We start from the raw sequence: 23262 nt of genomic DNA on the forward strand, positions 1-23262 counted from the left end.
CTGAGGCCCGGTCAGCACAAAGCTACCGGGCTTTTATATTTTATCCTGTCACCACGACTGCCGCTGCCGCCGTTTTGGCGCGCGCAACCGCTTCATCAACGCTATCTGCTACCGCCAGAGTCACGCCCAGTCGGCGCGAACCGTCAATTTCCGGCTTGCCAAACAGACGCAGTTGCAGACCTGCGCCAACCGCCGCCTGGATATTACTGAAGGTAACGTTCTGGCTACTTAACTGCGGCAGGATCACTGCCGAGGCCGCCGGGCCGTACTGGCGGATTGCGCCAATCGGTAGGCCGAGGAAGGCGCGAACGTGCAGGGCGAACTCTGATAAATCCTGCGAAATCAGCGTGACCATGCCGGTGTCGTGCGGGCGTGGTGAGACTTCGCTAAAAATCACATCATCCCCGCAGACGAATAGCTCGACGCCGAACAGGCCGTGACCGCCCAGAGCCAGCACCACTTCGCGGGCTATTTCCTGCGCACGCTCCAGCGCCAAATCGCTCATTTGCTGTGGCTGCCAGGATTCACGATAGTCGCCATCTTCCTGACGATGACCGACCGGCGCGCAGAAATGTACGCCATCCACAGCGCTCACGGTCAGCAGGGTAATTTCAAAATCAAAATTCACCACGCCTTCAACAATAACGCGACCGGCTCCGGCGCGCCCGCCTTGCTGTGCATACTGCCAGGCTTCAGCCAGCTGTTCACTGGAGCGAATAAAGCTCTGACCTTTGCCGGAAGAACTCATCACCGGCTTGACGATGCACGGCAGGCCGATCCCTGCGACAGCTTCACGAAACGCCGCTTCGCTATCGGCAAAACGATAGGCTGAGGTCGGTAGTTTCAGCTCTTCGGCAGCCAGGCGACGGATTCCCTCGCGGTTCATGGTGAGCTTCGCCGCCCGCGCGGTAGGGACGACCTTCTGCCCAGCTTGCTCCAGCGCCACCAGGGTATCGGTGGCGATAGCTTCAATTTCCGGTACGATGAAGTCAGGTTTTTCCTGTTCGATTAGCGCCTGCAAGGTTTCGCCGTGCAGCATATTGATGACATATGAACGGTGCGCTACCTGCATCGCTGGCGCGTCCGGGTAACGGTCGACGGCGATGGTTTCAATCCCCAGGCGCTGGCATTCGATAGCCACTTCTTTACCCAGTTCGCCGGACCCCAACAGCATTACCTTTGTTGCCGCAGGGCGCAGCGCCGTGCCTAATACAGTCATAACTCTCTTCCGCATTAAAAAAACATGCGCCGCATTATAAACGAAAACGTTTGCGTCTGTCTTTATATGCGTAATTTGAGTTCAGCGTGAAAATTTGTTATACTGTATAAAAATACAGTACAAAGAGGCTGCATCATGGCGGTTGAAATTAAATATGTGGTGATTCGCGAAGGTGAGGAAAAAATGTCTTTTGCCAGCAAAAAAGAGGCCGATGCTTACGACAAAATGCTCGATCTGGCGGAAGTGCTCAACGACTGGCTAGTTGACTGTCCGCTGACGCTTGATGAAACCCAGCGCGATAGCATGTCAATGTGGCTGGCCGAGCGCAAAGAGACCTTAAATCATATTCTGCGGTCCGGGAAACTACCGGAAGCCGAGAGCAGCGCTGATGAACAACACGTCCAGGAGGAGGTGGTTGAGGATAATGCCGACGCCGTCTCTGAAGCAGCAGCTGAAGTTCCGGCTAAACCGCGTAAAGTAAAAGCCGCCTGAGTGTGCTCTCTGCCGCCGGGTTCCCTGGCGGCAAAAATCCGCTTAAGCCCCTTTCTGAGGCTAAATTTGCGCTTCTTTAGCAGTCCATAACATTTCCTGACATCGCGTAGTTTAGGCTGGTGGTATCGCTTATCGCGCAACGAGGGAAAGTATGGCTAACTGGCTTAATCAACTGCAGTCTCTGCTGGGCCAGCAGGGGCGGTCTTCTTCATCTGACGATCAATCAAGCGACAAAAATCTGCTGTTGCCGGGTGCGCTTGGCGGGCTGGCAGGGCTACTGGTTGCCAGCAAATCGTCGCGTAAACTGTTGGCCAAATACGGCACTGGTGCGCTACTGGTCGGCGGTGGTGCGATAGCAGGCAGCGTGTTGTGGAATAAATATCAGCAAAAAATGCGTGCCGGCTCGCCACAGGAACCGGCTTACTCACCTTCAGCCTCCGCGCCCCTTCAGGCGCAATCTTCAACGCAAGTCGAGCTCGACGCCCGCAGTGAACGGCTGATTATGGCGCTGGTTTTCGCCGCCAAAAGCGATGGGCATATTGACGAACGCGAACGGGCCAGCATTGAAGAGCAGCTACGCGCAGCAAACATTGACGTGCAGGGGCGGGTGTTAATTGACAGGGCGCTGTCTCAGCCTCTCGACCCTCAGCGCCTGGCGCAGGGTATCAGCAACGAGCAAGAGGCGCTCGAAGTGTATTACATCAGCTGTGCGGTCATTGATATTGACCACTTTATGGAGCGCAGCTATCTGAATGCGCTCGGCGAAGCGCTAAACCTGCCGCAGGACGTTCGCAAAGATATCGAACAGGATATTCAGGCGCAAAAACAGGCAATAGCGCCTTAAATCCTCACGTTTCGCTTGCATCGCTGGCGACTTTTGCCACCCTTATATACCTGTCATCCTTCAGTACGCTTTGGGGCATACTGAAGGATAAATAATATAAGCCGCAGAAGACGAAGCAGATGCCACCAAAAGCAAAACGAATCCCTCATGCCATGACCTTACATGGCGATACCCGAATTGATAATTACTACTGGCTGCGTGATGACGAGCGCTCTCAGCCGGAAGTGCTTGATTATCTGCGCCAGGAAAATGAGTACGGGAAAAAAGTCATGTCTTCGCAAAGTAGCCTGCAGGACAGGGTACTGAAGGAAATTATTGATCGTATTCCACCGCGCGAAGTATCGGCACCTTACAGCAAAAATGGCTATCGTTACCGGCAGGTCTATGAGCCGGGCTGCGAATACGCTATTTATCAACGCCAGTCGGTGCTAAAAGAAGAGTGGGATGAGTGGGACGTTCTGCTCGACGGTAACAAACGGGCGGCCGGTAGCGAGTTCTATACCCTCGGCGGCTTAGGGATCTCACCGGACAACCACATCATGGCGGTCGCGGAAGATTATCTTTCACGGCGGCAATATAGCTTGCGCTTGTACTCTCTGCACAACGATAACGAATACCCAGAGGTGCTGGAAAACGTCTCGCCTGATTTTGCCTGGAGTAACGATTCACAGACCCTGTGGTATGTGCGTAAACACCCGACCACGCTGCTCCCGTATCAGGTCTGGCGCCATCGTCTTGGTACCCCAGCCAGTTCAGATATCCTGGTATATGAAGAGCAGGACGATACTTTCTACGTCAGCGTTCACAAAACTACCTCCCAACAGTTTGTGGTGATTTATCTGGCCAGCGCGACCACCAGCGAAGTACTGCTGCTGAATGCAGAGATGACCGATGCCGAGCCGATCTGCTTTCTGCCGCGGCGCAAAGATCATGAATACAGTCTCGATCACTATCAGCATGCCTTTTATCTGCGATCTAACCGTGAAGGTAAGAACTTTGGCCTTTATCGCAGCACACTGCGCGATGAGCAGCAGTGGGAAACTTTAATTCCTGCCCGCCACGAGGTGATGCTGGAAGGCTTCACCCTGTTTACCGACTGGCTGGTGGTCGAAGAACGTCAGCATGGGCTGACCAGTCTGCGGCAGATCAATCGCAAAACGCGGGAGTCACAGGGCATTGCGTTTGACGATCCGGCCTATGTGACCTGGCTCTCTTATAACCCGGAGCCAGAAACTTCCCGTCTGCGTTACGGCTACTCCTCCATGACCACGCCGGATACGCTATTTGAACTGGACATGAATACCGGCGAGCGGCGGGTGCTCAAACAACAGGAAGTAAAAGGTTTTGATGCCAGCCATTATCGCAGCGAGCACCTGTGGATCAAAGCTCGTGATGGCATTGAGGTTCCGGTGTCTCTGGTCTACCGACATGAACATTTCCGCAAAGGAGCCAGCCCGCTGCTGGTATACGGCTATGGTTCCTATGGCGCCAGCATGGATGCGGATTTCAGCGCCAGCCGCCTGAGCCTGCTCGACCGCGGTTTTGTTTTTGCTATCGCTCATATTCGCGGCGGCGGCGAACTGGGCCAGCAGTGGTATGAAGACGGCAAGTTTCTATGCAAGAAAAATACCTTCAACGATTACCTCGACGTCTGCGATGCGCTGCTGGCGCAGGGCTACGGCGCGCCCCATTTATGCTACGGTATGGGCGGCAGCGCGGGCGGCATGCTGATGGGCGTGGCGATTAACCAGCGACCGGAACTGTTTCACGGCGTGGTCGCTCAGGTTCCTTTTGTTGATGTTGTGACGACGATGCTTGATGAGTCGATCCCGCTGACCACCGGTGAGTTTGAAGAGTGGGGTAACCCGCAGGATGCAGAGTATTACCACTATATGAAGAGCTACAGTCCTTACGACGGCATCCTGGCGCAGGCGTATCCGCACATGCTGGTGACTACGGGTTTGCATGACTCGCAGGTGCAATACTGGGAGCCGGCAAAATGGGTGGCAAAACTGCGCGAGCTGAAAACCGACGACAACCTGCTGTTGCTGTGTACCGATATGGATTCCGGTCACGGTGGTAAATCCGGGCGCTTTAAAAGCTACGAGGGCGTGGCGCTGGAGTTCGCGTTTCTGATTGGCCTGGCGCAGGGGACGCTGCCAGGCCGGGCACAAGCGTAGGGCTGGTTACTCCCCGAGATAGTGCTTAAGCGTCAAGCGCAGCTCGGGGCTCATACGATCCAGGTTATTGAATAACCAGCGCAAATAGCCGGGGTCGTTTTCCGCGATTTCAGAGACCGCCTGGCCGCGATATTTGCCGAAGGTGAAGGTGGATAGCAGCGCCGGGCGACCGGTAATCGTGGCCATATCATCCGGCGACCAGCCGGAAGTTTTGATAATGTCGAGCAGCAGGGCCGCAGTGATATAGCAATCGTACAGCGCCCGGTGATGGTGCAGCCCCGGTGGTGTGGTAACGTTGAGCTTGCGCGATTTATACAACCCCATGTTGCTGTACTTAATTCCCGGCCACAGGCGGCGCGCCAGCTTCATGGTGCAAATCCACTCGCCCTGCATTTCCGGCAGCACCCGACGGTCAAAGCTGGCGTTATGGGCGACGTACCACGGGCTGCCCATGTACAGCGGCACAATCTCCTCAATCCACGGCTTATCGGCGACCATCTCTTCGGTAATGTGATGAATTGCCATCGCCTGCGGGCTGATGGGGCGGTCGGGGCGAACCAGGTGGCTCATCGGATTGGTAATTTGTCCGTCCACTATATCTACCGAGGCAATTTCAACAATGCCCCCCTGCAATCCGCAGGTTTCTGTATCGATTACGCGCAGCATGGCTTGCTCCAGGCCAAAGAAACCAGCGTAATAGAATGCGCAGGTCTTGCCAACTCAGATGTCCACAGGGGACGGGAATTATTTCTGTTTCGGTTCATACGGCAGGCGGGAAAGAGAAACTGATGCCAGACGATGGGCAATCAGTCGCTCGCGAAACCAGTCACGCAGGTGCGCTGGCTGCTCTCTTTCGACTAAATCGGCGACTACCGGCATATTGTAGCGCTCTTTAAAGGCAACGCCCGCCGCAGCAAGATCGACATTCACTTTGTCCATCTCCTCCTGGGAAATTTTAGCCAGGTTCTTTTCCATCGGTTTCTCCTTTAATAATGCCGCAAAAAGTACTAAGCATGCGGCAAAAAGGCAAGTCTCAGACGCTTAGCTCGACTGTGTCATTATACAGGGTTATTCTCTGTGCTACATACATAACAAAAAGGAATGACGACTATGCCAATCATCGCCGGACGCGCGCTGCGTCTGTCTCTATTTCTCGCCTGCAGCCTGACTGCAGCAGGCGCATTTGCCCACGCGCACCTGCAACAGCAGCTTCCGGCAGCTAACGCTGAGGTGAATGCGTCGCCGCAGGCGCTGACGCTGAGCTTCTCCGAAGGGATCGAAACGCAATTTAGCGGCGTGACCCTGACCGGGCCGCAGCAGAAAACTGTTGCCCTCGGCAAACTCATCCGTGATGAGGGCAACAAATCCCAACTGACGGTGCCCGTCGAGCAGGCGTTAACGCCGGGTGAATATACCGTTGACTGGCATGTGGTCTCCGTAGATGGCCATAAGACCAAAGGACAATACACCTTTACTGTGAAGTAAGCTGATGCTTAGCGGAGTTTATGTCAGCTTACGTTTTATCCATTTTATCTCGCTGATGATCGCCTTCGGCTGCGTGCTTTACGGTGCGTGGTGGGCGCCGGTGACCTTGCGTCGTTTGCTGATGCAGCGCTTCTATCCGCTGATGCGCCATTTATTGTTGGCGAGCGCGCTGTCGGCGCTGTTGATGTTGATAGCGCAGGGTGGATTAATGGGCAACGGTTGGCCGGATGTCTGGCAGCCCGCCGTCTGGCAGGCGGTTGCCGGGACACAGTTCGGCAGCGTGTGGGTGTGGCAAATTTTGTTGGCCCTGGTCGCGCTGGTGGTGGTATGGCTGAAACCACGGCGTCCGGCCCGCTTGCTGCTGATCCTCCTTTGCGCACAATTACTGCTGCTGGCAGGTGTTGGTCATGCCGCGATGAATGAAGGCTGGCAGGGGATACTGCAACGGACAAACCATGCAGTGCATCTGTTTTGTGTCGCCAGCTGGTTTGGCGGTTTGTTGCCGTTTATCTACTGTTTACGCCTGGCGCATGGGCGCTGGCGGCAGGCCGCTATTTACACCATGATGCGTTTTTCGCGTTACGGGCATCTGGCGGTGGCCGGAGCCATCGCCAGCGGCATAGTGAATGCGCTGTTTATCCAGGGAGGACTCATCAGCGACTCGCCCTGGGGGCGGATGCTGTTGTTCAAATGTGCCCTGGTGGCCGCAATGGTGGCAATTGCGCTGGTGAACCGGTATGTTTTGGTGCCACGCATCTCGGCAAGCGGAACGAGGGCGGAACAGCTCATTGTGCGAACCACGCAGATGGAAATAGTATTGGGCGCGCTGGCACTGTTTGCCGTCAGCCTGTTTGCGACCTGGGAACCTTACTGAATTAACTGGTTAAATCATGAAAAAAATCGTTTTGACACTGTTGTTATTGGCAAGTTCTGGCGCTGCGCTGGCGGCACCAAAGGTGATTACCGTGAGCCGCTTTGAAGTGGGTAAGGAGAGCTGGGCGTTTAATCGTGAAGAGGTGATGCTGACCTGCCGTCCCGGCAATGCGCTGTTTGCCATTAACCCCAGCACCCTGGTGCAGTACCCGCTAAATGAAGTCGCCGAGCAGCAGATGAAAGACGGCAAGACCAACGCCCAGCCGATTTCTGTGATCCAGGTCGATGATCCGCAGCAGCCAGGACAAAAAATGAGCCTGACGCCATTTATTGAGCGTGCGCAGAAACTCTGCTGATCGGTACTAGTATCCAACTGTATTTGCATGAAAAAAACCGCCATCGTCCCTTGCCGGGAGTGGCGGTTTTTTGTTGGCATTCGCAATTTTGACAGGAATTATTCGTCCACTTTTGTCGCGGACTGGAAAACCTGACACGGTAAACTATTCTTATAAGGCAAGGCGACTTAGCCTGCATTAATGCCAACTTTTAGCGCACGGCTCTCTCCCAAGAGCCATTTCCCTGGACCGAATACAGGAATCGTGTTCGGTCTCTTTTTATCTATACCCGTCATACTTCAAGCTGTATGTGCGTTGGCTTTCCTCGCTCACCCCAGTCACTTACTTCTGTAAGCTCCTGGGGATTCACTGCGTCGCCGCGTGATTCGCCCCTACGGGACTCACCCTTCCAGGGCCAGCGCAAGCGCTGTTCAAAACGGTTAACCGTTTTGTCCTGCACCTCGAATTATTTTGGGTATATTATTCAGAACGCCGCAGATTCCCTTGCAAAATCCCGGATGGTTTTTTCGGGACTTTTTTCTTATACCACAACAATAATTTCCCAAACATTTCTTTTACAAAAAAATGTCTGCCGGGCTTCAATAAGTGACGGTCACCAGAATAGTGTCGCTATAGGTACCTGCAGGCTGGTTACTCTGCGTTGGGTTAATCTTTACCGTGTAGCTCGCAGATTGCGCCGTGCCGGAACCGGTGACGCTGAGATTATTGCTCTCCGTCCATGCGCTGCCGTTAGCCTGGTAAAACTGATACTGCAACCAGGCCGTCTGTTGCGGCAGGCTCATCCGCCGCCAGTCGCCGACGCTGGTGTTGGTAGTGCTGGTGAGGTTTACGGTATAGGCCGCATTCTTAGTACAGCGAATGGCGAGTTGGCCACTGTAGTCACTAAAACTGGACGGCAGGGCGGCAGAGGTAAATATGACTTCCGGCGCGCTGTCGATATAGCAAAAATTGGTCACCTGCAACGACACATTCACCGTGGATACCAGGGTTCCGTTGTTTGGAATACATATCTTAATGCCCAACAGGTCGAGCCCGACGTAGCAGAATCTATACACCCAGGTAATTTTTAATGTATCGGTATAGGTACCGGCAGGGATATTTGCTCCGGGGGTGGTTCTGAAGTAGAGCGGCATGGTCCCGTCGCTGGTGTTAAATAACCCCAATAAATCGAGCAGCGTTGTTCTGCTCCAGCTAATCACGCCGCCATCCTGATAGGCTGGCGAGCATGAAGAGTCAACGCAGATGCTATATGGGACCGCATCGCCGGCGCCATTGAGCAGTAGTGGAATTTTGTTGCTCTGATTCGTTGAAGACAGGGTGGCGGTTAAGGTATTGGTCGAATTAAGTGATGCTACTTCTGGAGAGCAGTAAAAGCCTGCGCCCGCCAGGACGCCCTGCGGCGCGCTGTTGAGCGTAAATGAATCGACCGGGCCGATTTTGGGCGAACTGGCTATGATGTTACAGGCAGCCAGTGCGCTGACCGATTGTGTCAGCAAAAATAGCGCAACACATAAAAATAGAAGGTGTTTCAACGTTGTCTCCGTTGTCATCAGTTGCAGCTAACCGGGCCGATCCGCTGCGGGACAGGCGTTGATTCCGGGAGTTCGAACTCCACGTGGCATCGCACCCCCCCGGCGTTTATCGTGACGTCATTTTTGCGTGTGAGATGCGAGAACCAAACCACCCCGTCGTAGCCCACCAGACCTTGCTGTTTACTGTTTTTCTCCTCAACCGGCGTACCGACCGGCAACGGCTGCCCTTGGGCATCGACGAAAACAATCGTCGCCGAGCGCACGCGGTTTACCGGGAAATCAACCAGCGCGCCGCTGCCTTCACGGACTGCAATACGCTTCTCCACCGTGGCGGCTTCGGTATCCGTCGGCAGAGGAAGCGTATCAAGGGTGACTTTTCCCGGGTACCAGGCCGCAGCCCAGGGGATCAGTAGATGGCCGTTCTTATCCGTCACGCCGACCTTACGGTTTTCATAATTAACCGCAATATTCGGGTAGTTGTCGGTGGAAACAACGATAAAGGCGTCGTTAATTTGCCGGGCGAAGAACAGACTGTTATCCATCAGCACCACCGAACCCGTGGCTTCAAACCAGCTGTGATGATCGTCACGTGAGCCGTAGTAGCCTCCGCTCAGCGTTGACACGCGGTTGATCCAGGTGAGATCCGCCTGGCTATAATTATCGCCGCCAACCGAGTGGGCGAGATTCCAGCCCAATCCGCCTTCTGCCGGTGCAGAGCGACTCACACTGATATTTTCTCCCCATTGACCGGAGCTGGAGCGCTGGCCGCTTAACTGCACTGAACTTTGCGAATCAAAGGGGATGATGACCTGCAGCATGCTGGCGTAGCTATTTTCTTGCAGATCGCGGTTTACGCTCAGGCTGAAGCTGCTGCTTTTCCACAGGCTGCGGCTCCAGGATAGGTTCATCAGGCGCGTTCGTGAATTATCCTCGGCCTTGATATCGAAGTAGCCAATGCTAAAAGAACCCAATACGCGTCCCCATGGACTCAGGCTCAGCGTGGCCTGGTCTGACTGGCGGCTTAGCATGCTGGTCGAACCATAGGTGCTGAGGTTGTCATAGTTAGCGCTGCGCTGAATATGCTGGTAATTAATCCCCCAGCTATTGCCATAGTAAGAGTAACCCGCAGTGAGCTGGTTGCCATTTCCTTCGCCGCGGCTGGCGCTGGTCGACAGGCTGAGGGTCCCCAGATTACCCACGCCGATATCGCCGCCAACCCCGGCATTGGTTAATCCTTTGCGGTCTTCGCTATGCGCTGAGAGGGTTAGCCAGTTGTTTAACCCATAGCGGTAAATCGCGCTTACCGCGCCGGTGCCATAATCGGCATTTTTGATACCGTAATTGTTGCGCAGGGCGCCGACGGTGAAATCAAAATCGCTTAGACCCTCCCGCAGGAGGGTATTTGAGACGTAAAAGGGAATATTGGTGGAAACCTGGCGGCCAAGGGCGTCGGTCGTTACCACGGTAGCTTCACCCGCGCCGCTGATATAGGGCACATTGGTCAGCGTATAGGGGCCGCCATTAATCTGCGAAGAGCTGGTTTTAAAACCATTGATAAACAGGTCGACACTTGAGGGGACCGCCGCACTGCCGGATAAGTTGAGCAGCGGATAAGTCACCAGATCCGGGCGAACGCTGAAGTTGCGGCTTACGCGTAGTCCACCCATACGCACGGAGCTGCTCCAGGTGAGCGCGTTGCTCACAACATCACCTGCCTGGTAGCTTATCATCCGCTCGCTATCGCTGTACTTCCACAGGGTGTCGTAGCGCATATAGCCCTGCTGCTCATAGCCTGTTGAAGACCAGTTTTGTCGGAACACCGCATTATTGGAGAGGATACCTGCCGGGCCAAAAAGACGCGTTTCGCTGTAGGTGCTGGTGGTTTGCGTGTCGTCTGATGAGAAAAGGTTGTAGGCATCGTAGTTAAATAGAATCCCTGGACTGCTAATCGCGCCTTGGTAATTTTGCCCTGATGCCTCGCCGATTTTCTGCTCAGGAAGCCAGTTGTCCGGGACCTGCAGTTTGAGCATTTGCCCGGCCTGGTCATATTCCACCTTCACTGAAGGGAGAGTGGTGATATCCACCAGCGTGTCGCTGGTCTTCAATGGGATATGCGACTGCTGCAAAACGCTGGCTGAGACCCAATAATGACCATTGATGACCTTGACCGGAACGGTACCCGCAGGGGTATTGCCGTTGACCGATAAACCGAGGTACAGCTCATATTCCTGCTTTTCGCTGTACGATGCCGCTGGCGCAGGCAACGAATCGTAGGTCGCGGCGTAAGCTGTTACCGACGCAATCGCCAGCAGCCCCCCATAGGTCGCCCTTTTCAGGTCTCTCATGGTTAACGGTTCGCCGGAATTTCCACCGCCTGACCATTATCGGTTAATTTAGCAAACAGATGCATCCCTGACGGAACAGCAGATTTGCCTACGGTCGGAAAACAGTTTTTTTTCTGCGCCAGTACGTAGCCAAGAAGGCCGTTAGCCTGAGAAATTTGACTCTTACCGCTGGCGTTTGCCCAGTAAACCGAACTAAGTCGGGCGTGTTGATTGCCGGTATTGTCGATGCAAAGCGCCTGACGGCTATTCTGCTGGGAAAGTGACCAGCGCAGCGTTGTCCTGACCGCTTCGACTGAGCCATCGTTCTTTAGCGGCGTGATGCCTTGCCCATAGGTAAACAGCGGCAGAACGTAGCGCATGCGCATTCTCAGTCCTGCGGAGTTTTTATCCGTTTGCACTGCCGGTTGCGCGGGAGGGATCTCATCAATAACGATACGGTAGGATTTTTCTTTTCCATTCGCGACGGGAGCAACGCGCATCAATCGTACCAACTGGCGCTGTCCCGGCGCGACTGTGGTGAAGGGTGGACTGGCGACCACATCGTTTTGATCGGCATAGGCATCGGATGACGCTTTTTGATCCCAGGAAAAAACGCGCAGCTGTAAATTTACCGGCGTGTTGCCGCGATTCTCCAGCCACAGCTCAGAACCTTTTTCGTGGCTTTCGATAGTTTGAAATATCGGCCAGACCAGTACGGAACTGGCGGCCAGAACGGAAGCTGGGGCGGATAAAGCGAATAAAAACAGCGCAAATCTACAGCGAGTCATAGTAACCTGTGCGTTATCTAATAGGTCAGCGTGACGGTGACCGTGTCGGTATAAGAGCCCACCGCTGGGAAGCCATTCGTGGCAAAAAGGCGGCCATAAACCGTGTAGGTTTGCGTGGTGCTCGGAAATGATGCGATGCTCAAGGTCTGCGTGCTGTTACCCCATACGGTGGCACGGTTGCTATCCTGATAAAGCTGATACGCCAGGGTATTACCACCGCCGTTCGACATATAACGCTGGGCTGCTGAGCCACCGTTAACACCATAGTCGAGAGCGATTGAAATAGCGGTGCCTGGCGTGCAGGTCACGATAATCGACCCCGCGCCTGGCGTACTGGCGACATCAACATTGCTGTAGAGCGATGACATGGTGCCGAAACTCAACGTGCCGAAATCCGTCGTTTGGGAGCCGTCTCCGGCGCCAAGCGCACAGCCTGCGGTTATCTGTGCGGAGACTTTAAACGTCTTCTGGGCAGTAGCTGCATGGGCGCCCGAGGCAAAAAGCAGAAACAATGTAAGCCACGTTGGTCGAAGCATGACGCCCATTTCCCTTATGTCGTTACCAGGTTAACGTCGCGGTGACGATGTCGCTGTAGTCGCCAGCGGTAGGGGCATCCTGGTCTTCAGGGCGGATACGCGCAAAAATAGGAATTTCTTGCGGGCTGCCGGTTCCGGTGATAGCGATACTACCATCTGGCAGGATTTCGTTATTACGACCCACATCGGAGTACAGGTGATAGGCAATTAGCGCAGGACCCGTTGTATTTTTCATATAACGAAGATCTCCGGACCCTTGCTGGCCGCCATCCAGCGTCAGAGTTGATTGCAGATCCGCAGTACAGGCGATGGAGACTGCGGTGGCTCCACCGCTGCCGACCATTCCGGCATCAATGGAGTTGGCTAAATCGCCGTAGGCGCCAAAACTGATGTTCCCCCATTTGTTAAGTTCCCCCTCTCTGGAACCATTCGACACCCGGCATCCGCTACCAAGTGTAAGCTGAACGCCAATCTGACCGCTTAGCGTGCCCGCGGCAAAAGATGGCTGAATGATGACGATTGCGCTTAATAAGCCGCCTAAGACACTGCGCGATATCGTTTTGACGTTCATGGAGAACCTCTTGATGGAAAGCCGCGGAAGAAAAACAACGATGGAGCTTTATGCTTTTATCACCGAACATGCGCTCCGGTTTAGTTGATTAACATATAACTACTTCTGCGAGATAAGTGTAATGTTGTATTATCAGCTGGATTTTTTTATTTTTATGGTTTTTAAGTCTGTTTAATTTTAACGCGTTGGACGTAAATACCTCATGTTAATTTATTGTTGGTATTTTGTTTTTTCTTTGTGTGGTGATGTTGGAGGAGGGAATAAAAATTTTTTCTAAAATCTCTATCAGGCGCAAATTTTGAAACAAAAAATATGGACAAAAAGGCAGGGATAGACAATGAACGCACCGCTTTTGCGTAGGTAAGAGAGAAGACACCTGCACGAAATCAGGCCCATGGTGCAGGTGAAGTTTACGGGCCTACATCGGAAGTGGTTAAGTATATACATTTGTATGACAAATTGAATAATGAGCAAAAAATTATTTGCTTTTATTTGTTATGGATTGTGTCTGCTTATTGATTGAAGGGGGGAGAAGAAGATTTTCAGTCCAAAAATAACAATAAAATATTTATTCTGGTGCCACAAAGGAAGGGTACAGCCAGGTCTCGATAGTGCTTACTAAAACCCAGATTTCATCGCTGAAAATAAACCAAACGGCAACGGCTAAAATAATCAACAGCATAGCCAGCAGGAAAATTTCTGTTTTACTCATAACTTCAATAGCTGCCTGGAAGAGTGCGAGGAAGCCATGATAGTAACGAAAGCACAGTAGAAGATGCAAACGCCGTTACGCGAAACGGCGTTTATTCTGCGGGCTGAAAGCGATTAATCTGAGATATTAGTTCGTCAGCATCACGACCTGAGCTGCCATATCATCCAATAGTTGGAAGCGGCGACGGTATTCGGCGCGCTTCTTGCTGGCAATGTTCTCCAGCGTCTTTCTTTCCAGTTGAAGCGGCAAGCGCCAGCGCCAGGCTCCGTCGGCGACGCCCTCAATGGACTGCCAGAACTCATCATAGCTGGCGTGAAAGTGGCGTCCTTTGCTTAGGCGATAGCGCAGTGCACGGAATACGTGGCCGTTATCGCTCACGCCATATATGTCGTGAATATGACAACGTGCCGCCAGCAGCCAAATAAACTCCAGCAACAGGCGTTTGGGAAACAAGCCATAGCAGGCGCGAGTCGCGCGTTTGATCACCTCATGAGAGATATTGCTGCGCGGCCCTTGCAGACCGCCGATGGTTAGCTGCCATTGCTCCTGCTGCCGGGTGACGCTAAAGGTCGCGCTGGCAAGCACGTTATTATCGCTGTCACGTAACCATAGGGTCGTTTCGCCTTCACGCTCGGCTTTGCCCGCAGAGGAAGCGAAAAGCGTAAACAGGGCATCGTCTTTGCCTGTAAGCGCCAGCAGCGGGATCTCTTTTGCTGAAGTCATAGCGGCGGCAAGGCGCGATCCGGGCAGCGAGTCGATAAATTGATAATGGTTGATAATCGCCTGCGCACGCTGGCTGGCATTCAAGCCGCGCGTCAGATACTGACGATGGACTTTACCCGGCAGCGTTACCTGCGCGGCCAGTAGCTGATTGAAATCCGCACGCGCTGAAAGGTTCTCCAGCATGTCGCGCGTTGGTGTATAAAATAGGGCCGTGCGCAGTAAAAACTTAAGCCGGTAATTGCGTTTTTGCCAAATTGGCGCAGGAGTGATTCGGCCCATCACCAGATCGGCAATAAGATTTGAACGTTGCTCAAGTACGCTGACTGAATGCAGGCTGTTATCCGTCACGATGAATACCTCGTTATTATCTGGCCTCTATTCTATGGATATATCGTAGAGAGCTTAATGCCCCCGCGGACTATATTTGGCTTTCGTTTAAAATTGATTGAGGTATAAATTCATGAACGCAATAGTGGCGGAATTTTCCTATAATTGTGTCAGGAGGACGATATTATGTATCAGCGTATTGAGGGTTCCGCCTGGCGTAATATCTGGCTAGTTGGCGACCTGCACGGCTGCTTTGCGCGGCTAATGGCAGCGCTTCGGGAGCGCAAATTTGACCCTTATCAGGATCTGCTCCTTTCGGTGGGCGACCTGATCGATCGCGGACCGCAAAGCGCGGAGTGTCTGGATTTACTGCGCTGTCGGTGGTTTTACGCGGTGCGTGGAAATCATGAACAGATGGCGCTGGAGGTACTCGAGGGTAACGACATGATGTTGTGGGGGATGAACGGCGGCAACTGGTATACGCAAAGCTCAGTGAATCAGCGGCGACGCCTCGCGGAACTTATTGCCCGCTGCCGATACCTGCCGCTTATTATTGAACTCCACAGCGCAGAGCAGATACATGTGATTGCTCATGCTGATTATCCCGCCAGGGTCTATCGTTGGCAGCAGTCGGTGGATGAACATCAGGTGCTATGGAGTCGACAGCGCCTCACCGATCACTTTGCTGGCCGTCATGGTGCTATCGACGGGGCGGATCATTTCTGGTTTGGCCATACGCCGCTCAAACGGTGTTATGACAGCGATAACCAGCACTATATTGATACCGGCGCGGTGTTTGGCGGGGAGCTAACGCTGGTAGCGCTACAGCTAACCCATTAAAAGTCGCTGTATTCGCGGGCAGGAAGCCAGAAGCTATCTATAAAATCTTCTACCGGAAAGCAGCCCCCATGGCGTATCCGCTGGTCGTCCATCGCTCTCGTGCACTGTCGCTCGTTATCGTAAATATCCACTACGATATCCTCGCAACCCCCATCCAGGTAACAAATAAATAGCACTAAGGCAAACATCCTGGCCTCATGTCTGGAAAAACATATTGATAAGTGTAGGAGATGTCAGGGGCGTGGGGGGGAATAAATAACCCGTCTCAGGCGACGGGTTCATTTGAGTCAGGCGAGGCGCATGACCCAGGCATCGGATTGGCGGTCGTAGTGCTTACGGTAGAGGACGGAATGTTCACCATCAAGAATGGCTGGCACGCTGGTGTCAGCATCCCACGCGTCAAGTTGCATACATAAATCCGGATCGGATTTACAGGGAATGCTTAACGTTCGCTCTCCCTGCTGTTCGCCGTGCAGCACGGCGTCGTCTATTTCAAACGCGCCAATACGTACATTGGTTTTACTCATAAATTCACCCCGTTTGTCTTCTGAATTGTGGTACGACCAGTTAAGGCCGACATTTTTCAGCGTAGACAACAGGGCGTAAACCGCCAGTTAAAAAATGCTGTTTTTTTGCACTCCGTCACGACTTGCCGGCAAAAAGCTTTCCGTCGCGCACCAGTTCGCGGGGATAGCTGTTTTTTAAACGCGATCCGATTTTTTTCACCAGACCTAACGGCGCGCCCTGGAAAGTGATGATGGCATCATCCTGTTGCGGGAGCGTTTCAGGATAAACATCGCGCCCGCGATACCACTCTTCCGCTTCGGCCGGGGTCAGTTCGAAAGGCTTGGCTGGTGCGGCCAGAGCAATAACCGCCTCGTGCTGCCAGCGGTACCCTTTGTTGTAGGTTTCAGCCAGACGAACTCCGATCCGGGAAAAGCGAACTTTACCGAATAGACCTTCGAGTGCCTGGGGAAACAGCCAGATCTCTTTATCACGCTGCCACAGGGTATGGTTTGCATCCCATTGCAGGCCAACGGCGGCCGCGGCGGCAATGATGGCGGCGGATTCACGGGTTTTCAGCGGCATAAAGGGGAATTTGCCGACTTTATAACCCGGTGCCGGTAAAGACTCAATGGCCGCGGTTTTACGCAGCCGGGCGACGAAGAAGCCTTCGCAGTCAAAAATCTGTGGGAAGACGTGCAGGAATCCCTCTTCGGTTAACGCCTCACCGGCTTGCGGGAACAGCGAACCGAGCGGTAACACCTCTACTGCCTGCGGATAGCGCGCTAACAGCCCGTTGACGACCTCTTCGTTTTCCTGGCGATTCAGGGTGCAGGTGGAGTACACCAGCGTGCCGCCGGGGCGAAGGGCGTGGAAGGCGCTGTCGATAAGCTCACGTTGAGTGACGGCGATCTCCTGGTTACTTTCAGGCGACCAGTTTTTCAGCGCATCGGGGTCTTTACGCACCACCCCTTCGCCAGAGCAGGGGGCGTCGAGCAGGATAGCGTCAAAACACTCTGGTAGCGCGGCACCGAAGACTCGACCATCAAAATGGGTCAGGGCGACGTTGCTTATCCCGCAGCGGCTGATGTTGGCGTGCAGGACTTTGACCCGGCTGGCGGAGTATTCATTCGCCAGGATCCCCCCCTCGTTGCCCATGCGAGCGGCGATTTGGGTGGTTTTTGAACCCGGTGCGGCGGCGACATCCATCACCCGCTGCGGCATCTCTCCGTCGGCAAACAGTGCGGCAACCGGCAGCATGGAGCTGGCTTCCTGGATATAAAACAGCCCGCTGAGATGTTCAGCAGTACTGCCCAGCGGCAGGGCGTCTTCATCTTCACGCTCGATCCAAAAACCTTCCTCGCACCACGGAATAGGCGTCAGCTGCCAGCCGTAGGGGGCCACCAGCTGTAAAAAGTCAGCCACGGTGATTTTCAGCGTATTGACGCGGATACTTCGGCGCAGCGGACGTTGGCAGGCAGCGATAAAGTCATCGAAAGAGAGATGCATCGGCATGGCCGCACGCATTTGAGCGAGGAATTCTTCAGGAAGATAGACAGCGTTTTGAGCCACGGGGAGCGCACCACAACAAAAAAGGGTGCGCAGTTTACCATAAACGCTCCGGCGTCGGACACCGGAGCGTTTTTACGCTTAACGCGGCAGGGCAGTGCCCCATTCACGCCACTCTTTCGGTTCGCTTTCCAGCAGCAGGAAGTGTTTACCATCCTGCGCTTTCGGTGCCAGCGGCGTGCCCGGCGGCGTGGCGAAGGCGATACCGCCGCGAATGAACTGATTAAAGGTACCGGTTTTCACCAGGCCGCCAATCAGACCAAAATCGAGGCTATAGCCGGAAGCCAGCCAGAACACGGAATTATTACGCACCAGATATTGATAACGCTTACTGATGCGCAACTGCACCATCACGCGGTCTGACATTGAACCGAGCATCAGACCCGTTACCGTACCCACTTCGAGTCCGCGGAACAGCACCGGCGTACCAATACCCAGTGAACCGGCCTCCGGCACTTCGACGATAATGCTCAAGCCATCGATATAACGAGAATCGCTAATCGTGGTTTCCTGAATTTCGAAATCACGACGCGGCGAGCCACGGCCCGGTTCTACGTTGATGTAGGCCTGGAAGAGGGTATCCAGGTGTTCGACGCCGGCTGCGGAAATCTGCGGCGTGATCACCGAGAAACGCGTCCCGGCACGGGCGAACGTATTGACGTATTCCGGATACAGCACCGCTTTTGCCTGCACTTCGTTATTGGCGGTAATCAAATTCAGTGACTGAATCTGACCAATGTCGATACCCAGATAGCGAATTGGCATCCCTTCGGCCATTTTCCCCGCATCAAACGCATGTAGGGTTATCTGCCCGCCCACCGCGCGGGCGGTGGTTTCGGACGCATACAGCACGCGTTTGTTGTCGATACGTGCGCTGGCGCTGGCCCCGCTCAGGTTATCGAAGCTGATGGCGCCTTTCAGCGCCCGGGACAGCGGAGAGGCCTGGACCGTCAAACCGCTGCCGTTAAGCTGTACTTTCGCACCGCCTTCGGCCCAGAACACGCTGTTGCTGGTTAGCAAATGGCGATATTCCGGTTTGATGTGGATGTTGATCTCAAAGGCGTTTTTGCGTGGCTGAACGGTGATGATTTCACCCACCGCAAATTTACGATACAACACCACGGAACCGGCTTGTACGTCCGGCAGCGTCTCGGCAGAGAGGCTGAGCGTAGTGGTTGGCAAGTCGCTCATGCTGTTTTCCAGCGCCTTTTCCAGGTTAGCGTACAGTGGGTAGCGGCTTTGCATCGCCCCTTTTTCGCCTGGAATAATGCGGATCCCGCCGTTAACCCACTCGCTGGCGCTGGCCCCGAGGAACTGCACGCCGTCGAGGCCGACTTTGACATCGATACGACTATTGACCACGAATTTGCTATCACCATGAACCAGTGAACGGTACTCGGGCATGACCGCCACCTGGAAGGTGACGCCATCGGCATCCAGCTTGCGCTCCAGGACCTGGCCAATCTGAACGCCGTGCAGGATCAGCGGCTGTCCTGCATCGACACCGTAGCTTTCCGGTGCACTCAGCGTCACCGTGGCGACATCTGGTTCTTCGAGCAGCGATTTATCAGCAGGCAGCACCGTAAACTGGTTGCGCGGTTCGCCTTCTCCGGGCACCAGTTCAAAGGTTGTACCGGTCAGCAGGGTGCTGACGCTGGGGTTATCCAGAGAAATCCTGGGTTTCTTCATCTGGATCAGCGTTTTCTCACGCAGCAGGCTGACGACGCTTGGGTCGACGGTCATCTCACCGGTCACTTTGCCATCGGGATTGAGATTCAACTTGCTGAGCTGACCAACCTCCAGCCCCTGATACATCAGCGGTGTGGAGCCTGCTTTTAAACCAGCACCGTCGGGAAGATCCAGTTTAACTATCACGCCGCGCTGGCTGTGGGCCAGATCTTCATACAGATGATAATCGGTGTTTTGCTGAGCTTCGGGCGAGTTTTCCGGAGAGTCAAAGGCAATTGCACCGTTCACCAGCGCCGAGAGGCTATCAAGCTGGACTTTTGCTCCGCTTAAGCTGACGTCTGCTTTCATGCCGGAAACATTCCAGAAGCGGCTCTCTTTTTTGACCAGATTAGTGAATCGTCGCTCGATCAGTACATCGATAGTGACGCCCTGATTGTTCGGATTAAGCGCGAAGTCATAAACCCGGCCGACCGGAATCTTACGGAAATAGACCAATGAGCCGCTGGTTAACGAACCTAAATCCGCTGACTGGAGGTGAATCATCAGCTCACCATTATTAATGTGGTACTTCGGCTGAGTATCGAGGGCGACAAAGTGATCCTCTGGCTCGCCCTGGCCGGGCATCATGCCGATATAGTTACCACCAACCAGCGCATCAAGGCCGGAAACGCCGGCCAGAGAAGCCTTCGGCGTCACCAGCCAGAACTGCGTATCCTTGCGCAGCGCATCTTTCATATCGCCTTTGACGCTGGCTGAAACCTCGATCTTACTCAGGTCTTTGCTTAGCGAGATATTTTCTACGGTGCCGACTTCTACCCCTTGATAGCGGATAGGCGTGCGCCCCGGCACGATACCATTGGCCGACTGGAAATCGATGGTAATCGTCGTACCGCGATCCTGATAGCTGGTCCAAATCAGCCAGCTGGCAATCATCAGCGCAATGACCGGCAGCAGCCAGAATGGCGAGATGCGGCGTTTGGTTTTAATTTTGGCCTCAGTCGGCGAAGCGGGCGTTTCCTGACTCATGTGCGTCCCAAAGTAAGCGGCTGTCCAGCCATTCAACAGCAAGGATAGTTAATATTACCGCGGCACCAAAATAGACCGCGGCGGGCCCCATCGTAAACGCGAGGAGCTGATCGCGATTGATCAGCGACATGGTTAATGCGATGACAAAAAGATCCAACATAGACCAGCGACCAATCCAGGTAATCAGCCGCAGTAACAGGATGCGGGTACGTAGCCCCTGTTCACACTTGAATTGTATGCTGACCAGTAGCGTAAATAACACAATAACTTTGGTGAATGGAACCAGAATACTGGCGATGAAAACCACCCCGGCAATGGCAACGTTGCTGTTGGCCAGCGACATAATGCCAGAAAGGATGGTGTCATCCTGACGCGCGCCGTTGACGTAAATAATTGATATTGGCAACAGATTCGCGGGAATCAAAAAAATCATCGACGCAATCAGCGCCGCCCAGCTTTTTTGCAAACTTTGACGACGTCGGTGGCGCAGGGGAGTATGGCAGCGGCGGCAGCGCCCGCGTGAATCTCGGTGTCCGGTATAGTGGCAGCCCAGGCAAACCTGTAAATTGTTATCCGGCCTCAGCGCCGGGCGCTCGGGATAAAAACGCTCCCATAACTCCTCAACATTCAAATGGATAAGCGTCAGGATGCTGAGCAGGGTAAGCGCGATAAACGCAATCAACCCAATGCCGGGTTGCAGGAACGCATAATCCTGCACTTTGATAGAGGCGACGCCGATGCCGACCAGGTAAATATCCAGCATCACCCACTCTTTGAGCCGCTCCAGCATCAGAAGAACCGGCCGCAGATTCATCCCCAGCACGTTGCCGAGCCACAGATAGGCGATAGATATCACCAGCAGGGTCGGCGCGCCAACAGCGCAAAATAACACCATTGCCGCGGTCAACGGATCGCCCTGACCAGTCATTTGCCAGATTCCCTGGAGGACGTTCGCGTCGATACGCACGCCCAACAGGTGCAAACGAAGAAGTGGTTCAGTCCAGGCAAAAGGCATCAGTAGCAGCATGGTAATAGCCATACTCCCCAGTCGGGTAAGAGACCAATCGCGACCATCGCGCACTTTAGCGTTGCAGCGAGGGCACCAGGCACTTTGGCTCTTTTTGAGGACCGGTAAGCGGAATAGCAGGTCGCACTGCGGGCAGCGTTGATAGTGGACGTGCGCAATAGGGGCGCTGACCGAATGTACGATCATTTTTTTCGCTGGCGTAATCCGGGGTGTTTTTAGTGGCATTGATAGCGTACGGAAATGAATGTATCTCTCTATCTTAACCCAGGAATGAATTCATCTTGAGCATGAATGCATTTAAAGCTTATTTTAGTAGGCTGTAAGTGTAAGGTAGTAAGACAACCAAGTGATTATAAAATGAACAAACAAGAATTCTACGCGGATCTGAACCGCGATTTTCAGGCGTTAATGGCAGGCGAAACCAGTTTTCTGGCCATGATCTCTAATACCAGCGCGTTGCTATTTGAGCGCCTGGCTGAAGTGAATTGGGCTGGCTTCTATTTGCTGGAAGGCGATACGCTGGTCCTTGGCCCGTTCCAGGGCAAGCTGGCCTGCGTGCGTATTCCGGTTGGACGTGGCGTATGTGGTACTGCTGTTGCAGAGAATCGCCTACAGCGAGTGGAAGATGTCCACGCGTTTGACGGACACATTGCCTGTGATGCCGCCAGCAATTCGGAAATCGTCTTTCCATTGCGGGTGAACAATCAGGTTATCGGCGTTCTGGACATCGACAGTACGGCATATTCTCGCTTCACTATTGAAGATGAGAAAGGGTTGACTGAGCTGGTCGTGCATTTGGAAAAACTCATTGCTGCGACTGATTATCAAAAAATATTCACCCGCGTCGCAGGATAATCAACGGATAACGTAGCATTTAGCGATGACGTCATTATAATGACGCCTGTTCATGCCTGCGGCTTGTTGGCTACGTCCGTTGTAATCAGGAAATTTCATGGAAAATCAACCTAAGTTGAATAGCAGTAAAGAAGTAATCGCGTTTCTGGCCGAACGTTTCCCTCAGTGTTTCAGCGCTGAAGGCGAAGCGCGCCCCCTGAAAATTGGTATTTTTCAGGATCTTGTTGAGCGTGTTGGTGGAGAGATGAATCTCAGCAAAACCCAACTTCGAGCCGCTCTACGTCTTTATACTTCGAGCTGGCGTTATTTGTATGGCGTTAAGCCTGGCGCTATCCGCGTTGACCTCGACGGTAACCCGTGCGGTGAACTGGAAGAACAGCACGTCACTCATGCCCGCCAGCAGCTTGAAGAAGCAAAAGCGCGCGTTCAGGTACAGCGTGCAGCCCAGCAAGCGAAGAAACGCGAAGCCGCTGCCGCAGCGGGTCAGCCGGAAGGGGAGGTTCGTCGCGAGCGTAAGCCGCGTCCTCAGGTGCGTCGTAAAGAAGGCACTGAGCAGCGTAAACCGCGTCCGGCAGCAGTTGCCAAAGCGCCGCGTGAAGAGCGTCATACCCCTGTTTCGGATGTGTCTGTACTGAGCGTTGGCCAGGCACTGAAGGTGAAAGCGGGCAATAATGCAATGGACGCCACCGTCCTGGAAATCACCAAAGATGGCGTTCGTGTACAGCTGACTTCTGGTATGTCAATGATTGTACGCGCAGAACACCTGGTGTTCTGAAACGGAGGCCGGGCC

General features: G+C 53.8%; 23 protein-coding genes and 1 pseudogene. 9 read left to right on the forward strand and 15 right to left on the reverse strand.

Features of this window, described 5'->3' with window-relative positions; all coding sequences use genetic code 11:
- Nucleotides 1-40: 40 nt before the first annotated feature.
- On the reverse strand, nucleotides 41-1219 hold the full coding sequence (gene purT, locus DA718_RS11030; protein ID WP_112213288.1) for a formate-dependent phosphoribosylglycinamide formyltransferase: 1179 nt from the start codon (nucleotides 1217-1219) through the stop codon (nucleotides 41-43).
- Nucleotides 1220-1354: 135 nt separating this feature from the next.
- On the opposite strand from purT, the gene DA718_RS11035 reads away from it, so the two are divergent.
- The 3 genes from DA718_RS11035 (at nucleotide 1355) to ptrB (ending at nucleotide 4735) form a co-directional block, all read left to right on the forward strand.
- A complete protein-coding gene (locus DA718_RS11035; protein WP_112213289.1) occupies nucleotides 1355-1711 on the forward strand; it encodes a YebG family protein in 357 nt (118 codons plus the stop codon).
- A 151-nt stretch (nucleotides 1712-1862) separates the two neighbouring features.
- Entirely contained in the window at nucleotides 1863-2555 is a 693-nt protein-coding gene (locus tag DA718_RS11040) for a tellurite resistance TerB family protein (protein ID WP_112213290.1), read from the forward strand.
- A 119-nt stretch (nucleotides 2556-2674) separates the two neighbouring features.
- On the forward strand, nucleotides 2675-4735 hold the full coding sequence (gene ptrB, locus DA718_RS11045; RefSeq protein WP_112213291.1) for an oligopeptidase B: 2061 nt from the start codon (nucleotides 2675-2677) through the stop codon (nucleotides 4733-4735).
- A 6-nt stretch (nucleotides 4736-4741) separates the two neighbouring features.
- On the opposite strand, the gene exoX is transcribed toward ptrB, so the two are convergent.
- Together exoX and DA718_RS11055 are read right to left on the reverse strand one after the other, a co-directional pair.
- Entirely contained in the window at nucleotides 4742-5401 is a 660-nt protein-coding gene (gene exoX / locus DA718_RS11050; protein ID WP_112213292.1) for an exodeoxyribonuclease X, read from the reverse strand.
- A 78-nt stretch (nucleotides 5402-5479) separates the two neighbouring features.
- Nucleotides 5480-5710, reverse strand: a complete 231-nt coding sequence (locus DA718_RS11055) for a DNA polymerase III subunit theta (protein ID WP_110274295.1) — start codon at nucleotides 5708-5710, stop codon at nucleotides 5480-5482.
- A 135-nt stretch (nucleotides 5711-5845) separates the two neighbouring features.
- Between DA718_RS11055 and yobA the strand changes: the two genes are divergently transcribed.
- From yobA to DA718_RS11070, 3 genes are read left to right on the forward strand one after another with little or no spacing between them, the layout of a single operon-like run.
- Nucleotides 5846-6220 (forward strand): CopC domain-containing protein YobA, encoded by a 375-nt coding sequence (gene yobA, locus DA718_RS11060; protein WP_112213293.1) that lies wholly within the window; start codon nucleotides 5846-5848, stop codon nucleotides 6218-6220.
- Between the two features lie 4 nt (nucleotides 6221-6224).
- Entirely contained in the window at nucleotides 6225-7094 is an 870-nt protein-coding gene (gene copD / locus DA718_RS11065) for a copper homeostasis membrane protein CopD (protein ID WP_112213294.1), read from the forward strand.
- 16 nt (nucleotides 7095-7110) lie between these two features.
- Nucleotides 7111-7449, forward strand: coding sequence for a YebY family protein (locus DA718_RS11070; RefSeq protein ID WP_167492753.1), 339 nt, complete (start codon nucleotides 7111-7113; stop codon nucleotides 7447-7449).
- A gap of 578 nt (nucleotides 7450-8027) precedes the next feature.
- On the opposite strand, the gene DA718_RS11075 is transcribed toward DA718_RS11070, so the two are convergent.
- The 7 genes from DA718_RS11075 to DA718_RS11100 all read right to left on the reverse strand — a co-directional run bounded on the left by DA718_RS11075 (nucleotide 8028) and on the right by DA718_RS11100 (nucleotide 14983).
- Nucleotides 8028-8981 carry a Csu type fimbrial protein gene (locus DA718_RS11075; protein ID WP_227015990.1) on the reverse strand — a complete coding sequence of 318 codons (954 nt, stop codon included), beginning with the start codon at nucleotides 8979-8981 and terminating at the stop codon, nucleotides 8028-8030.
- A 17-nt stretch (nucleotides 8982-8998) separates the two neighbouring features.
- A complete protein-coding gene (locus DA718_RS11080; RefSeq protein WP_112213296.1) occupies nucleotides 8999-11326 on the reverse strand; it encodes a fimbria/pilus outer membrane usher protein in 2328 nt (775 codons plus the stop codon).
- 2 nt (nucleotides 11327-11328) lie between these two features.
- Nucleotides 11329-12093, reverse strand: coding sequence for a fimbrial biogenesis chaperone (locus DA718_RS11085; RefSeq protein WP_112213297.1), 765 nt, complete (start codon nucleotides 12091-12093; stop codon nucleotides 11329-11331).
- A gap of 17 nt (nucleotides 12094-12110) precedes the next feature.
- Nucleotides 12111-12629 (reverse strand): Csu type fimbrial protein, encoded by a 519-nt coding sequence (locus DA718_RS11090; RefSeq protein ID WP_112213495.1) that lies wholly within the window; start codon nucleotides 12627-12629, stop codon nucleotides 12111-12113.
- A gap of 22 nt (nucleotides 12630-12651) precedes the next feature.
- Nucleotides 12652-13200, reverse strand: coding sequence for a Csu type fimbrial protein (locus DA718_RS11095; RefSeq protein WP_112213298.1), 549 nt, complete (start codon nucleotides 13198-13200; stop codon nucleotides 12652-12654).
- Nucleotides 13201-13768: 568 nt separating this feature from the next.
- Nucleotides 13769-13912, reverse strand: coding sequence for an Ecr family regulatory small membrane protein (locus DA718_RS30270; protein ID WP_142514101.1), 144 nt, complete (start codon nucleotides 13910-13912; stop codon nucleotides 13769-13771).
- 126 nt (nucleotides 13913-14038) lie between these two features.
- Nucleotides 14039-14983: a VirK/YbjX family protein gene (locus DA718_RS11100; protein WP_112213299.1), complete on the reverse strand. Its 945-nt coding sequence runs from the start codon at nucleotides 14981-14983 to the stop codon at nucleotides 14039-14041.
- A 165-nt stretch (nucleotides 14984-15148) separates the two neighbouring features.
- Here DA718_RS11100 and pphA point away from each other — a divergent pair, with 165 nt between their 5' ends.
- On the forward strand, nucleotides 15149-15802 hold the full coding sequence (gene pphA, locus DA718_RS11105) for a protein-serine/threonine phosphatase (RefSeq protein ID WP_112213300.1): 654 nt from the start codon (nucleotides 15149-15151) through the stop codon (nucleotides 15800-15802).
- On the opposite strand, the gene DA718_RS11110 is transcribed toward pphA, so the two are convergent.
- From DA718_RS11110 to yebS, 5 genes are all read right to left on the reverse strand, one after another.
- A complete protein-coding gene (locus DA718_RS11110) occupies nucleotides 15799-15990 on the reverse strand; it encodes a YdfD/YebW family protein (RefSeq protein WP_110274283.1) in 192 nt (63 codons plus the stop codon). The two genes, pphA and DA718_RS11110, sit on opposite strands and share 4 nt — an antisense overlap.
- A gap of 99 nt (nucleotides 15991-16089) precedes the next feature.
- Nucleotides 16090-16329 carry a YebV family protein gene (locus tag DA718_RS11115; protein ID WP_110274282.1) on the reverse strand — a complete coding sequence of 80 codons (240 nt, stop codon included), beginning with the start codon at nucleotides 16327-16329 and terminating at the stop codon, nucleotides 16090-16092.
- A 115-nt stretch (nucleotides 16330-16444) separates the two neighbouring features.
- Nucleotides 16445-17878 (reverse strand): 16S rRNA (cytosine(1407)-C(5))-methyltransferase RsmF, encoded by a 1434-nt coding sequence (gene rsmF / locus DA718_RS11120; RefSeq protein ID WP_112213301.1) that lies wholly within the window; start codon nucleotides 17876-17878, stop codon nucleotides 16445-16447.
- A gap of 78 nt (nucleotides 17879-17956) precedes the next feature.
- Nucleotides 17957-20590, reverse strand: a complete 2634-nt coding sequence (locus DA718_RS11125) for a PqiB family protein (protein WP_112213302.1) — start codon at nucleotides 20588-20590, stop codon at nucleotides 17957-17959.
- Entirely contained in the window at nucleotides 20559-21842 is a 1284-nt protein-coding gene (gene yebS / locus DA718_RS11130) for a membrane integrity lipid transport subunit YebS (RefSeq protein ID WP_112213303.1), read from the reverse strand. Before yebS ends, DA718_RS11125 begins: the two co-directional genes overlap by 32 nt.
- A 132-nt stretch (nucleotides 21843-21974) precedes the next feature.
- On the opposite strand from yebS, the pseudogene DA718_RS11135 reads away from it, so the two are divergent.
- Nucleotides 21975-22488: pseudogene (locus tag DA718_RS11135) on the forward strand (GAF domain-containing protein).
- An 81-nt stretch (nucleotides 22489-22569) separates the two neighbouring features.
- Nucleotides 22570-23247: an RNA chaperone ProQ gene (gene proQ, locus DA718_RS11140; RefSeq protein WP_110274277.1), complete on the forward strand. Its 678-nt coding sequence runs from the start codon at nucleotides 22570-22572 to the stop codon at nucleotides 23245-23247.
- Nucleotides 23248-23262 lie beyond the last annotated feature (15 nt).

Source organism: Klebsiella huaxiensis, from assembly GCF_003261575.2.
GTDB lineage: Bacteria > Pseudomonadota > Gammaproteobacteria > Enterobacterales > Enterobacteriaceae > Klebsiella > Klebsiella huaxiensis.

Coding starts and splice junctions, on each gene's coding strand:
- proQ (WP_110274277.1), top strand. CDS start 22,570: ATGGAAAATCAACCTAAGTTGAATAGCAGTAAAGAAGTAATCGCGTTT.
- DA718_RS11070 (WP_167492753.1), top strand. CDS start 7,111: ATGAAAAAAATCGTTTTGACACTGTTGTTATTGGCAAGTTCTGGCGCT.
- purT (WP_112213288.1), bottom strand. CDS start 1,219: ATGACTGTATTAGGCACGGCGCTGCGCCCTGCGGCAACAAAGGTAATG.
- DA718_RS11095 (WP_112213298.1), bottom strand. CDS start 13,200: ATGAACGTCAAAACGATATCGCGCAGTGTCTTAGGCGGCTTATTAAGC.
- DA718_RS30270 (WP_142514101.1), bottom strand. CDS start 13,912: ATGAGTAAAACAGAAATTTTCCTGCTGGCTATGCTGTTGATTATTTTA.
- DA718_RS11040 (WP_112213290.1), top strand. CDS start 1,863: ATGGCTAACTGGCTTAATCAACTGCAGTCTCTGCTGGGCCAGCAGGGG.
- pphA (WP_112213300.1), top strand. CDS start 15,149: ATGTATCAGCGTATTGAGGGTTCCGCCTGGCGTAATATCTGGCTAGTT.
- yebS (WP_112213303.1), bottom strand. CDS start 21,842: ATGCCACTAAAAACACCCCGGATTACGCCAGCGAAAAAAATGATCGTA.
- DA718_RS11080 (WP_112213296.1), bottom strand. CDS start 11,326: ATGAGAGACCTGAAAAGGGCGACCTATGGGGGGCTGCTGGCGATTGCG.
- exoX (WP_112213292.1), bottom strand. CDS start 5,401: ATGCTGCGCGTAATCGATACAGAAACCTGCGGATTGCAGGGGGGCATT.
- yobA (WP_112213293.1), top strand. CDS start 5,846: ATGCCAATCATCGCCGGACGCGCGCTGCGTCTGTCTCTATTTCTCGCC.
- DA718_RS11035 (WP_112213289.1), top strand. CDS start 1,355: ATGGCGGTTGAAATTAAATATGTGGTGATTCGCGAAGGTGAGGAAAAA.
- DA718_RS11110 (WP_110274283.1), bottom strand. CDS start 15,990: ATGTTTGCCTTAGTGCTATTTATTTGTTACCTGGATGGGGGTTGCGAG.
- DA718_RS11125 (WP_112213302.1), bottom strand. CDS start 20,590: ATGAGTCAGGAAACGCCCGCTTCGCCGACTGAGGCCAAAATTAAAACC.
- copD (WP_112213294.1), top strand. CDS start 6,225: ATGCTTAGCGGAGTTTATGTCAGCTTACGTTTTATCCATTTTATCTCG.
- ptrB (WP_112213291.1), top strand. CDS start 2,675: ATGCCACCAAAAGCAAAACGAATCCCTCATGCCATGACCTTACATGGC.
- DA718_RS11090 (WP_112213495.1), bottom strand. CDS start 12,629: ATGCTTCGACCAACGTGGCTTACATTGTTTCTGCTTTTTGCCTCGGGC.
- DA718_RS11115 (WP_110274282.1), bottom strand. CDS start 16,329: ATGAGTAAAACCAATGTACGTATTGGCGCGTTTGAAATAGACGACGCC.
- DA718_RS11085 (WP_112213297.1), bottom strand. CDS start 12,093: ATGACTCGCTGTAGATTTGCGCTGTTTTTATTCGCTTTATCCGCCCCA.
- DA718_RS11055 (WP_110274295.1), bottom strand. CDS start 5,710: ATGGAAAAGAACCTGGCTAAAATTTCCCAGGAGGAGATGGACAAAGTG.